This window comes from Staphylococcus sp. NRL 16/872 (assembly GCF_022815905.2).
GTDB lineage: Bacteria > Bacillota > Bacilli > Staphylococcales > Staphylococcaceae > Staphylococcus.
This window is the reverse complement of record NZ_CP119327.1, coordinates 1,416,124-1,429,268: the sequence shown is the minus strand read 5'-3', so window position 1 is coordinate 1,429,268 and position 13,145 is coordinate 1,416,124. Positions and strand designations below refer to the sequence as shown.

Here is a 13,145-nt window from a genome sequence, read left to right as displayed (position 1 = left end):
CAATATGAATTGATTTTAAAGTGATTTACTTATACAGCACTTAAAATATATTAATGACGAACAACGACTAGTCCTATTGCCCCTTGACCAGTATGAGTTGAAATAACTGGCGTTGTGACATTTACATCATATTCTTGTGGGCCAAAGGCGTCATCAAATTGTGATTTTAACTTTTCAACAAAATCAATCACATTTGCATGTGCTACGCCAATTGATTTAATTTTATGCTTGTCAATAAATTCTGAAATTTCTTTTTTCAAATATTGAATACTAGAGTTTTGTGTACGCGCATTATGCACCATTTCTAAATAGCCATTTTCAAGCGTACCAATAGGTTTAATTTTCATAATGTTACCAATAAACCCTTTTGTTTTACTAATACGTCCACCTTTAATTAGTTGATTAAGTTGACCAATAACGACAAATAATTTTGTGTTTTTCTGTACTTCTTTAAGACTTTCGACTATTTCTGATGAAGTCAAATTTGTATTTATTAATTCAACTAATTTTTGAATTTGATATCCGAGACCGAATGAAATCGATTTTGAATCAATAACTGTTACATTAGCATCTACCATCTCACTCGCTTGGAGTGCAGTTTGATATGTGCCACTTAGTCCTGATGACATATGAATACTAAATATTTCTACATTATCTTTACCAAGTGTTTCATATAATTCGATAAACTTTCCAATTGGGGGTTGACTTGTTTTAACATCGGCATCTTCCTCTATACGTTGAATAAACTCTTCAGATGTAATATCCAATTGATCCACATATGATTTGCCATCAATCGTTATACTTAAAGGAATGACATGGATGTTTTGTTGTTTTAAAAAATCTTGCGATAAATCTGACGTAGAATCCGTCACTATAATTTGTTTTGTCATAAATACCTCCATTAAAGCACTTTACTTATTATGTTTACGAACTAAATGTAGAAATGTATGTGGAATAGTATTTTTTTCATCTAATTCCCCTTCTACTGAAGATTCAACTTCCCAGTCTTCAAACGTATACTCAGGGAAAAATGTATCTCCTTTATGTTTCCCTTCTACAACTGTAATATACATATCATCTACTTTATCTATCATTTCTTCGAATAATGATTGGCCACCAAAAATAAATAAATGACCTTCTAAATCGTATATTTCATCTATAGAATGTATCACATCTACGCCTTCAACGTTAAATGATGTGTCATGTGTTAAAACAACATTTCTTCTATTTGGTAATGGTTTACCAATTGATTCATATGTTCTTCGTCCCATAACTAATGTGTTACCGGTTGAAAGTTTTTTAACATGTTTTAAATCATTTGGTAAGTGCCATGGTAAGTCATTATTGTAACCAATAACACGTTGTTGATCGTGTGCTACTAAAATTGATAAAGTCATAATTTCCCTCCATTATATATTTAAGGATAAATTTTTGAAATTTTATTAAGTATTGTAGTTAAATATTTTTTAAAATGAGAAAGTTCCTTGTAATTCATTTTAAAATAAATAAGAAATTGGCGTAGCTTTAAACAGCAATAGGCGCTTTGATTGCAGGATGTGATTGATAATCAACGAGTTCTAAATCCTCATAATTGATATCGAAAATCGAAGCATCAGAATTTATTTGTAATGTAGGAGGCGTATAGCTTTCTCTCGATAATTGTGTCTGAATAGCATCAATATGATTTGAATAAATATGTGCATCTCCGAACGTATGAATAAATTCTCCTGCTTCAAGTCCACATTCTTTAGCTATAAGATGTGTTAATAGAGCATAGCTAGCAATATTAAAAGGTACCCCTAAGAAGATGTCGGCGCTCCGTTGATATAATTGGCAACTTAATTTACCATTTTGCACATAAAATTGGAACATTGTATGGCAAGGTGGCAAAGCCATTGAATCAATTTCAGCAGGATTCCAAGCAGACACAATGTGACGTCGTGAGTTAGGATTGTCTTTGATTTGTTGAATCACTGTTTTCAATTGATCAAAGTGGTTCCCTTCTTTATCTACCCAATCACGCCATTGTTTACCATAAACATTTCCTAAATCGCCATATTTTTGAGCAAAACTATCATCGTTTAAGATGCGTTGCTTAAATTTAGCCATTTCTTCTTTATATTGTTCGTTAAATTCAGCATCTTCTAAGGCTCTATGACCAAAATTTGTCATATCTGGTCCATGATAATCTTCAGATTGAATATATTTTTCAAAAGCCCATTCATTCCAAATATTATTATTGTATTTTAATAAATATTGAATATTGGTATCGCCTTTAATAAACCACAATAATTCAGTAGCCACTAATTTAAAAGATACTTTTTTTGTAGTTAAAAGTGGAAATCCTTTTGATAAATCAAATCGTAGTTGATGACCAAATTTTGAAATAGTACCAGTATGTGTTCGATCATCACGTTCATTACCTATTTTTAAGATTTCTTCGCATAAGCTGTGATACGCTGAATCAAAAGGGTTTAACATAGTGTCATCTCCTAAATTTTTATATTAACTACTATTATACTAGAAATTGAGAGGTTATTAAATTAACTCTAATAGAGTTTCTAAGTTTTTTAGAATTTTGAACATTCTTATAGTCTAAATTTTGAAAATGGAAGCGTGAATATAAAAAATAAAAACCTATAATAAACTCTTTGAAAAATCAATTAGTTATTATAGGTTTTAGAAATTTAAATATAAGGATTGATTTTATTTAGCAATTTTCATCAAAAGCATCTTTAATATCCATGCAGATATCTTGAATATCGCGACCTTCAATATGTTCACGTGGGATAAAATGTTTTAATTCAGTACCTCTAAATAGAGCATATGAAGGACTTGATGGTACTTGTTGGATATATTCACGCATTGTTTGTGTTGCTTCTTTGTCTTGTCCAGCGAATACAGTGATTTTATTTGTAGGTTTCTTATCGTTTTGTTCTGCCACAGCAACAGCAGCTGGTCTAGCTAAGCCGGCAGCACAACCACAAGTAGAGTTGATAACAACGAATGTTGTATCGTTATCGCCGACATTATTCATATAGTTTGAAACTGCTTCGCTTGTTTCTAAACTTTCAAAACCATTTTCAGTAAGTTCAGCACGCATTTGTTGTGCTAGTTCTTTCATGTATTGTTCATATGGATTCATAGTTAATACACTCCTCATCATGTAAGTATTTAAATTATTATTTATCACGATTGGCAATTTGTTTCCACACTGAGCCAAGTGCTTCGTCTCCCTTTTCAATACGAGAGATAGCCATTTCAATTTGTAATTTAACTTCGTATGCTGAATCATTCGAATGCGCCTTTAAACTTGGAAGTTGCTCTTCACCGCCCTCATCAAATAAAAACATAGCTGCACGCCAACGTACAATTTTTTGAGGGTCGTTTAAGGCTTTTTCCATTTCTGGTAAAGCTTCTTTATAACCTAAGTCACTCAGACAATCTCCTGCTGTGCGTCTAACAGCTGGGCTCTTATCTCTAAGACCTTCATAAAGATATGAAAGTACAGCTTTATCATCTATCATGCCAAGTAAAACGATAGCTTCTCTTCTTAATGCCACTTTTTCTTCTTGTAAAGCGAGTTGTAGAAGCGGTAAATCTTCAATGGTAGGGGTTGGAAATTCCTTTAACATACGTAGGCGAACTTTCCAATCTTCCATTTGTTGATATTCTTCTATTGTAATATGTTTATATTGTGATTGAGGAATAACTGTATCTGTAGATAAAGCTGCTTGCGCTAAATCTTCCAATCTTCGTTCAGGATACATTGCGAGAATTTCCTCAACGACTTCTTGCATAACATCATCAAGTTCGCCGTAACGAATACCTAAATCACGCCATTTACGTAAAAAGACGACGTTTTCTCCATCTTTTTGTGCACTTAACATACTATCTACGAATATATCAGGAAGTTGTTGACGTTTTTCTTCATCAGAAGTAGTTAATTTGATTTGATAAGGGATATCTTTGAATGTTAATACCTCTGCTTTTACTTCACCGAAATGGTCGTCAATTTGAGATTGCACTTCAGTTGCATCTTCATTACTTAATGTGGAAGTAATGAGAGGCAATACATTTTCCCAATTAGCGCGTGGTTCTTTATCTATAGCTAAAAAGTCCATAACATAAAAGATAGATTTAACGCCTTCTAACGCTATTAAATCATTTATAAATTTTGGATTTGCTTCTTTAATTTCTGTATAAGTATTAGATTGATTATCTGCTCTTTTTTCAGTTAATATTATTTTCATGGTGTTAGGGCTCGGCGTTGGTTCCACTCTTAAAATTTCCATTTGAAAAATCCCCCCCTCTTAATTATGAATTAGTTGAAAGCGGATTGAATTTGAGGTAATAAATCATTCCAATTAGCATTTTCTTCTTTATCCACTGAAATAAAATCCATTACATAAAAAATAGATTTTACCCCATCAATTTCAAATAATCGATTGATAAAATCAGGTTGTCCCTCTTTAGCTGATGTGAATGTATTAGATTTATTATCTGCTCTTTTTTCATCTAAATTAATTTTCATTGTATTATAATTTGGTGTTTCTTCGATTGATATGATTTGCATGATACGATTGCCCCCTATTATAGACTGTAGCCAAACCTTTTCACTCTTTGTCATCATATGCGTGCCTCGGTCATTTACATTTAGTAAACTCCCGTCGTTACGCATTTCAATTCCTTGATTGATAAAGGCTTTCTTTCAGTCTAAATGCTTTGAATTAGTTTCTCAAGACACTTCTATTGAAGTTCATTTCCTAATTGCTTAATCTGTTTCCCAATTGAGCACTCTGAAATACAAAAATGATGGGCTTGTGTTTTGCCTTCTGTTTTTCTGATATGCGTTTTAAGTAAACATTTATCACAATAAGTATTCATTAAGTCATCAATTTTTTGAATTGCACTTTGTTCGGAATGCGTAAGAATGCGAGTCACTCCTTATTTTAAGAATTATCTCATCATAATCATGGAGTTATTATAACTTAAATTAAAGTAATTTTGAAATAATCGATTTGCTTAGAAATTTATAAAATTATTAAAATTTCTACCTCCTATTGCAACTATTATATTTTTACTATAAAATATATTAGTTGTTTTTGCGGTTTCTAAACACCCGCATTATCAAAATTTAGGAGGATAATCATGTTTAATGAAATTTTTGGAGTAGCAACCTTTTTTGTTACTTTTATTTTAATGGTCGTAATGTTTCGTTGTTTTGGTAAGCAAGGCTTAATTGCTTGGGTCGCTATTGGGACTATCATTGCCAACATCCAAGTAATTAAAACGGTAGATATTTTTGGAATATCTGCAACTTTAGGGAATGTCATGTTTGCTTCCATTTACTTAGCTACGGATATCTTAAATGATATCTATGGACGTAAAGTGGCTAAACGTGCTGTATGGTTAGGCTTTTCATCAACATTAGTTATGATTATTGTGATGCAAATGTCATTACATTTTATTCCAGCACCTGAAGATGTATCTCAAAAAGCATTATCAACTATCTTTGATTTAGTGCCACGTATTGCGCTTGGATCAATCGTAGCTTATATTATTGGTCAACATGTCGGTGTCTTTATCTTTTCAATGATTAAAAAAATCTTTAGTTCTGATAAAACATTTATCATTCGAGCATATGGTAGTACAATGTTAAGTTCAATTATTGATACAGCTTTATTTGTAACTATCGCATTCGCAGGAACACTACCTTTCGCAGTAGTATTCGAGATATTTATAACAACTTATTTACTTAAATTAATGTCAACTATATTTAATGTTCCATTTGGTTATATTGCTAAATCGATGTATCGCAAAGGAAGAATTCATAAACTAGATGAAGGTTATTAATTAATAGAATAGCGTGGGAGTGAGTCGAGCGGTATATAACGTTGACGCACTTCTCATGCTATTCTCTTTTTTTAGAATTTGATACTATAGTATTGAAATCGTAAACTTATTTTTTGAAAAGGTGTTATAAAATGGCGAAAATATATTTTGATGCTGCATCAAATGGTAATCCAGGTCAAAGTACGTGTGGCATTGTAATTAAAGAAGAGAATGAAAAATACACATTCACCCATGATCTAGGTGAATTAGATAATCATAGTGCAGAATGGGCAGCTATGATACACGCCCTAGAACACGCAAGAGAATTAAATGTAACGAATGCGCTATTGTACACAGATTCTAAATTAATTGAAGATAGCGTTAATCAAGGTTATGTCAAAAATATCCGTTTTAAACCTTATTTTGAGAATATAGAAATTTTAGAACAAAGTTTCGAATTATTATTTGTAAAATGGGTTCCTCGCGATCAAAATAAAGAAGCAAATCAATTAGCACAACAATATCTTTATAAATTAAGTAAGAAGATATAATTAATCAAAATAAAATCCTTGAGATGAGGAAGCATCACTCTTAAATTAGAGATGATTGTCTCTTCCTTTTATCTCAAGGATTTTTAATTATAATTTAGAAGAAATATACTTACCGGACACGTATAGCTCATGCTCATTACAAATAGATAATATATGATGGAGTGAATGAGCATATTCCATTTCGTTATATAAAGAAGTTATATCGAGTGGAACCTCTGTATGGATTTCAGCTAATTGTTTGGATAATAGTAAATTTGATTCGTCATTTTTAATTTTCTTTTGCTGTCCTGGTGTTAATTTATCAATATGTTGAAGGACATTTTCAACACTATCGTAGGCTTGAATTAATTTAATTGCTGTTTTCTCGCCTATCCCTTTCACACCAGGATAACCATCTGCACTATCTCCCATAAATGCTTTAATATCTATTAATTGAAGCGGATCTAGTTGATACTCTTCATTAAAACGGTCTAACGTATAACGATTATATATATTGAAGCCCTTTTTAATAAGCCATACTTCTACGTTTTGATTAATACATTGAAGAATATCTTTATCTCCAGTAAGAATGTGTACCTCATTATCCTGGGAATAAGCTTTAGCTAATGTTCCTATAACATCATCAGCCTCATAATTGACCATTCCGACGTTAATGAAACCAAATTGTTCTGAAATTTCTTTAACATAATCAAATTGAGGAATGAGTTCTTCTGGAGGTGCGGGACGATTTTGTTTATACGAATCATACATTTCATTTCTGAAAGTCGATTGCCCCATATCCCAACACACAGCTACATGTGTAGGATTAATGTCATGAATAGCGCTAAAAATATGCCTTACAAATCCTTGTATACCATTTGTAGGTACACCTTTCGAATTATACATAAATTGATTGTGTAAACTTGTAGCATAAAAATGTCTAAATAATAACGCCATTCCATCTACTAGTAGGACACGTGATGTCATAAATAGTGCCTTCTTTCTATTTTAAAAGTACTTTTAATTTTGAGTTTACTGATTTTAATTGTTCTATTAGTGTTTCATCCATAGTAAATGATAATAAATCATCTATTTGTTGTTGTATATCATTTTCTAAATGATTAAACGCATCATCAGCCTCTTTAGTTAATGTTGAAACATAAGAAATGAGTGCTTGTCTTAATTCACTTAATTGTGCTTGAAGCAAATCTAGTGTATTAGCACTAATTGTTTCCTGTATTTCTCTTTGAGAATTAGGATTTAATATTTTACGTTTAGTCAGTTGTTTAGGTAAAGCTGCCACCATATCATTAATATCAATTCTTAAAAATGCCTTATCTGTAAAATAAGGTTTAATGTTAAATTCAGGATAAATAAGTACATGCAATTGATTTAACTTTTGAACGACGGGTGCAACTTGTTCATTGAGTTGTCGATTATAGTATTTTTTAATACGTTCTACTAAGAGACTTTGTTCAAGATATAAACGTTGATGGATTTGATCTAAGAATGTCTTAGCTGAAATTTTCTTTTCTTCATTAAAATCATTATTCTGCGTCATTTGACTATTGAATACACTTTTAACATCATCCAATAATTGTAACTTTAAGCGTCCATTTAAGTGATAAATTTGGTCTTCAACTTCATTATTAGTGTGTTGCTCACTTGTCATTAACAATTGGCTTGGTAGACGTTGTTCATGTTGATAAGCTTTAAGTTTATCTTGACGTTCAGTGATTAATGATTGATTAGTTTGGAATTCTTCAATCATTTGATCAAACGATTGACTCATTTGTTCAAGTTGTTTAATCATTTGTTGCTCTAAAATGGTATTAGATTCTACTTCTACAAAGTGTTGAATACTCTCGCGTAATTGTGAAATACCTTTATCTTGGGCTTTAAGTGCACGTCTACTTGAAACCCCGAATATTTCAGAGTTTAAGTTAACTTGGTTTAAAGCATCAGCAACGTAATCTTTTACAGCTTTAACATCTTCTTCATTCTCTGCTAAATCAATTGCGTTGATAACCATTTTAAAGGCTTGATTTTCATTCAATTGATTCATATCTTTCATATGTTCAATAAAAGCTTTGTCATTATCTGTAAATGAATGATTAAAGTAACTTACATACAATATTAAATCTGAAGAAGTTAAAATTTGTTCAGTTTCATTTGTATGACGTTGGTTGTTTGAATGTAACCCTAGTGAATCCACGATAATTTTACCTTTTAACCATTCAAGTGGTAAGTTGATGTGAACAGTTTTAACAAAGGTAGCGTATTCGTCTTCGGCACTCCACTTTTTAATATCTTCTTGTGAAATTTCATGCGTAATGGCTTCATTTACCATGTCTTGATAAAGTGCATAATGCTTTTCAACCGCATTAACAAAAGCTAATTGATTTTTTTCTAATTGCTGCTTCAATGTGGTAATATCGCTGTTAATAAATTCCTCTAATGAATTAAATGAAATATTGTGATATTCAATAAGTTGATTCAACTCTTCTAGTAATTGTTGTTGTGTTTTCAATGTAATTTTACTATCTTCACCATAAGATAATTCTGTCGTAGCTGCAGTTGTTGGATTTGGTGAACTCACTAAATATTGCCCACCAAGTAAGGCATTGATTAAACTACTTTTACCTGCACTAAACGTACCAAACACACCAATTTTAACGATTTTATTATCTAAGCGATGTAGCGTATCTTGAATATCTTTTTTCGTTCTATCAAATAACGGCACTGGCTCAACTAATTCTAAAGCTTGTTTAATATCAACCTCATTCGTTGTTGATGATTGAGTTGCTTCATTTTCATCTAACTGATCTTCACTCACTTCGCCTTGAGTCTCATCTTTAAATTGATAGTTTGCTTCAGTTCGACCTATTAACTTATCTAAAGAATCTTCCATATGAATATAATAATGGCGATAATTCTCAGTTGTTAAAGATTCCTTCAAATTCTTTAACTCTAGAAATCGTTCATAAACTTGCATATCTTCATCTTCTGTATTTGTTAAGCCTGTCGCCTGTGTATTGTTAATTGTTTTTTCAAATAATGGATTAGATTCTTTCTCAACAAAATTATTAATGGCTTTTTTAACTTCATCGCTAAACGTTAATACGTACGTATTACTAATACTTGTTTGAGGTTGATATAAATTTGAGATTAATTCATTATTAATTTTATAATGTTGATTTAAAATTTCTTTGTTAACGTCACTATTATTGATAAATCGCGTTAAAAATGACATATCTTCTCTTAAAGGTTGACGAATTTGTTGATTCACTTTGTCTTGCAATTTTTCAACCACTATTACCAAGCGTTGTTCTTGTTCTTCTAATTTCTTTTTCTTTTTATTTAAAAGACCGCCTACTTTAAAGTCAGAAGCCATACTTTCAAGATAATGTCGAATATCTTCACGCATATCATGAGTCATAATGTAAGCATTCTCAAGAATGTCTTTACGTTTTTGTTTTAAAAAGCTTAACAATTGGTCAGGATTATTTAATAAACGTGCTTCCTCACTCACAGCTTGATTCTGTTGGAATTTTGAATATGCTTGTTCAAACTCATCTTCGTTAATATTCAATTCTTCAAGAATATCTTGTATTTCATTTTGAATATAACCGAGTTGAGCGTCTGTAATAAATTTAACCGTACGTTTTACATAGTCTTCAATAGGTTCACGACGATTATCTTTGTCTACTAAATAGTCAGAGAGTTGATTGATTTCATTTTCAGGATGATCGAATTTAGACACGTAGAAGATTTTAGTTAATTTGATCTCCCAATCCGCAATTGATTTATTCACTCTTTCTTTAAAAGTAGCAAAAGAAATTTCGTCTTCATTATGTTTATCAATTTGGTTAATAATGAAAATCACAGGAATGCCTACATCATTCATGCGTTTCATAAATTGAAAATTAAGCGCAGATTGCACGTGATTATAATCCACTGTATAAAACAAAATATTACTTGTATACATGAACTGCTCAGTCGTCGTTTGGTGTGTCGCTACATTTGAGTCGACACCAGGCGTATCTTGTAAAGTAAACCCATTATGAAACTTTGTAGAAGGAAATTTAATTTCTACAGATTCGACATCAACATTTAAGCGATTCATTTGTTTCACTTCATCATAAGTTTTTAACTTTGTATACTGTTGATGTTCAAGATTAGCAATAATCTCTTCTTGATCTGCAACAGAAACAATAGCTGTATTACTTGTTGTTGGTACAGGAGAACTTGGTAAAATATTCTGTTCAAGTAATAAGTTAATTAATGTAGATTTACCTGCAGAAAAATGTCCCACGAAAGAAGCGGTATATTGATTTAAATAGACTTTTTTGATGACTTGATTGATTGTATGTACTAATGCCGTATTGTTGGATTTCTCAACTTCTTTTTTTAATTTATATAAAATATCTAATTGTTCAGTATTCGCCATGCCTAATCCCCTTTATTTCAAACGTTCTATACGTAATAAAAAAGTAAGAGGTCTGGACAAAAGCGTTTAGGATTTGAGCAGAACCGAACGATGAGCAAAATTGTTTCTCAAATTTTGTCGAATCGTGATGGACTCTGCCGATAATCCTGCTTTTGGGAAGCCGTTAAACGATTTCCCAGAGCACAAACTCTTTATGTCTCAACCTCCTATTAATAGAAAGTGATCGCAAAAGTAAATCAATACTTTTGAAATCATTTATTAAATTTTATCACACTCATAAATTATAAAAAATATAAATAGAACTTTAATTAAACCAAGCTGGCTTATCGCCATCTGTATTAGGTTTATTAACACCTATATTGTCTCTTGAATAAAGTTCAGGATTTTTAGCAATGCGAACAGCTAAATTAGCAATACTACGTCTTGATACTTCTGTACCTTTGAACTCAGTATCTTTAGAGGTGATTTCATAATCTGATTCATTTTTAAAAGTTAACCAAGCTGGACGAATGATTGTATAATCTAAATCTGAAGCTTCAATAATGTCCGCAGCTTTTCGATATTTATCTAATTTCTCACCAAATTGTTCTTTGTTAAATTCATTAAATTTTGTTGGTAATTCATTATAAATTCCTGGCGCTGCAATGAAAATTAAGCGTTTTACGCCTTTTTTAGTCATTGCTTTAACGATAGCATCAGCCTCAATATCCAATGAACCTGATAAACTAGCGAAGACGACGTCGACTTTGTCTAATGCTTTTTCTAAATCTTCTTCATTTTTTGCGTCCCCTTCAAATACAGTAATACGATTAGATGCATAATCAGGGATACGATGTGCATTTCTTAAAAATAAATCTACATTAAACGAAGTATCTTCTAAAAATATTTTAGTTGCCTCTATAGAAACTTTACCGTTTGCGCCTATAATTAAAACAGTTTGCATATTTCTCTCTCCTCACTAAGATGTAATTTATATGTATGTAGTTAAATGTTAAAACACTCTTATTATCACTTTACATCAGTCATAATAAGAGCGCTAATATATTGTTTAAATTAATTAAATATTTTCCAATAAATTAAGAAAAATTTACAAAATTAATAAAAAATAAACTTGAAAATTACGTAAGTATTTTTAAATGATTAAACATTAATATTTTTCAGGTTTCTTACCCCAATATTGATAATACATACATTCTATATATCCATTGAACAGTTTACGTCGTTTAGTTGCCTTTTGATTAACAAGATATTCAAATTCTTTATTACTTGTCAAAATATAAGTCGATAGATAAGGATGTTGTTTCATTAATTTTCCAATATAGCGGTACATTTCTTCAACTTCATCTCTGTCGCCAATACGTTCCCCATAAGGTGGGTTACCTACTAATGCAATTGGTTCTTCTGTATCAATCGTTAATGTATTCACGTCTTTAACGCTGAACTGAATAATATCTCCCAAGCCTACTTCTTCAGCATTACGTTTAGCTATTTCAACCATTTCTGGATCAATATCAGAAGCATAGACTTGAATGTCTTTATCATAATCAGCTTGTTTGTCAGCCTCATCTCGCATTTTATCGTAAATGTTAGGAGGCATAATGTTCCATTCTTCAGAAACAAAATCGCGGTTAAACCCAGGCGCGATATTTTGAGCAATTAAACATGCTTCAATAGCAATAGTTCCTGAACCACAGAATGGGTCTATAAATGGCGTATCGCCTTTCCAATTTGCAAGTCTTACTAAACTTGCGGCCAATGTTTCTTTGATTGGTGCTTCACCTTGAGCAATACGATATCCACGTCTATTTAGCCCTGAACCTGAGGTATCTATAGTAAGTAACACATTATCTTTTAGAATAGCTACTTCTACTGGATATTTAGCCCCACTTTCATTTAACCAGCCTTTTTCGTTATAAGCATGTTTTAAACGTTCAACAATGGCTTTCTTAGTAATAGCTTGGCAGTCTGGCACACTGTAAAGTGTAGATTTGACGCTTCGTCCTTGTACAGGAAATTGCCCTTCTTTATCAATAATATCTTCCCATGGTAAAGCTTTTGTTTTTTCAAATAATTCATCAAATGTTTTAGCGTTAAATCGGCCTACCACGATTTTTAGTCGATCAGCAGTCCGTAACCATAGATTACATTTAACAATCGCTTTGACATCTCCTTCAAAAAAGATGCGACCGTTTTCTACTTGAGTTTCGTAGCCAAGTTCTTGAATTTCTTTTGCAACGACTGCTTCTAATCCCATTGGGCATACTGCTATTAATTGGAACATTGGTTTGTCTCCTTTGTCAATATTGTTACGTTATATGTTAACAGAATTT

13 protein-coding genes are annotated in these 13,145 nt (G+C 31.6%); 2 read left to right on the top strand and 11 right to left on the bottom strand.

The genetic code is table 11. The features are described from left to right. Nucleotides 1-50: 50 nt before the first annotated feature. From fakB2 to MT340_RS07180, 7 genes are all read right to left on the bottom strand, one after another. Nucleotides 51-890 carry a fatty acid kinase binding subunit FakB2 gene (fakB2, locus tag MT340_RS07210; protein WP_243589365.1) on the bottom strand — a complete coding sequence of 280 codons (840 nt, stop codon included), beginning with the start codon at nt 888-890 and terminating at the stop codon, nt 51-53. A gap of 21 nt (nt 891-911) precedes the next feature. Next, nucleotides 912-1,397, bottom strand: a complete 486-nt coding sequence (locus MT340_RS07205; protein ID WP_243589364.1) for a dihydrofolate reductase — start codon at nt 1,395-1,397, stop codon at nt 912-914. 127 nt (nt 1,398-1,524) lie between these two features. Continuing rightward, the gene (locus MT340_RS07200; RefSeq protein ID WP_243589363.1) at nt 1,525-2,481 is read right to left on the bottom strand and encodes a thymidylate synthase; all 957 of its coding nucleotides are present in this window, start codon (nt 2,479-2,481) and stop codon (nt 1,525-1,527) included. A gap of 229 nt (nt 2,482-2,710) precedes the next feature. Continuing rightward, a complete protein-coding gene (gene brxA / locus MT340_RS07195) occupies nt 2,711-3,145 on the bottom strand; it encodes a bacilliredoxin BrxA (protein WP_243589362.1) in 435 nt (144 codons plus the stop codon). Nucleotides 3,146-3,182: 37 nt separating this feature from the next. Next, complete coding sequence (locus MT340_RS07190) at nt 3,183-4,295, bottom strand: conserved virulence factor C family protein (protein ID WP_243589361.1); 1,113 nt, start codon at nt 4,293-4,295, stop codon at nt 3,183-3,185. 29 nt (nt 4,296-4,324) lie between these two features. After that, on the bottom strand, nt 4,325-4,576 hold the full coding sequence (locus MT340_RS07185; RefSeq protein WP_243589360.1) for a NifU N-terminal domain-containing protein: 252 nt from the start codon (nt 4,574-4,576) through the stop codon (nt 4,325-4,327). Nucleotides 4,577-4,749: 173 nt separating this feature from the next. Further along, complete coding sequence (locus tag MT340_RS07180) at nt 4,750-4,944, bottom strand: zinc-finger domain-containing protein (RefSeq protein WP_243589359.1); 195 nt, start codon at nt 4,942-4,944, stop codon at nt 4,750-4,752. A gap of 207 nt (nt 4,945-5,151) precedes the next feature. Between MT340_RS07180 and MT340_RS07175 the strand changes: the two genes are divergently transcribed. Then, nucleotides 5,152-5,856: a queuosine precursor transporter gene (locus MT340_RS07175; protein ID WP_243589358.1), complete on the top strand. Its 705-nt coding sequence runs from the start codon at nt 5,152-5,154 to the stop codon at nt 5,854-5,856. 131 nt (nt 5,857-5,987) lie between these two features. Further along, nucleotides 5,988-6,386: a ribonuclease HI family protein gene (locus MT340_RS07170; protein ID WP_243589357.1), complete on the top strand. Its 399-nt coding sequence runs from the start codon at nt 5,988-5,990 to the stop codon at nt 6,384-6,386. A gap of 87 nt (nt 6,387-6,473) precedes the next feature. On the opposite strand, the gene MT340_RS07165 is transcribed toward MT340_RS07170, so the two are convergent. The 4 genes from MT340_RS07165 to MT340_RS07150 all read right to left on the bottom strand — a co-directional run bounded on the left by MT340_RS07165 (nt 6,474) and on the right by MT340_RS07150 (nt 13,096). After that, nucleotides 6,474-7,352, bottom strand: coding sequence for a 5'-3' exonuclease (locus tag MT340_RS07165; RefSeq protein ID WP_243603712.1), 879 nt, complete (start codon nt 7,350-7,352; stop codon nt 6,474-6,476). 16 nt (nt 7,353-7,368) lie between these two features. Next, on the bottom strand, nt 7,369-10,815 hold the full coding sequence (locus MT340_RS07160; protein ID WP_243603711.1) for a dynamin family protein: 3,447 nt from the start codon (nt 10,813-10,815) through the stop codon (nt 7,369-7,371). 304 nt (nt 10,816-11,119) lie between these two features. Beyond that, nucleotides 11,120-11,758, bottom strand: a complete 639-nt coding sequence (locus MT340_RS07155) for an SDR family oxidoreductase (protein WP_103365954.1) — start codon at nt 11,756-11,758, stop codon at nt 11,120-11,122. Nucleotides 11,759-11,962: 204 nt separating this feature from the next. Beyond that, complete coding sequence (locus MT340_RS07150; RefSeq protein WP_243589354.1) at nt 11,963-13,096, bottom strand: THUMP domain-containing class I SAM-dependent RNA methyltransferase; 1,134 nt, start codon at nt 13,094-13,096, stop codon at nt 11,963-11,965. Nucleotides 13,097-13,145 lie beyond the last annotated feature (49 nt).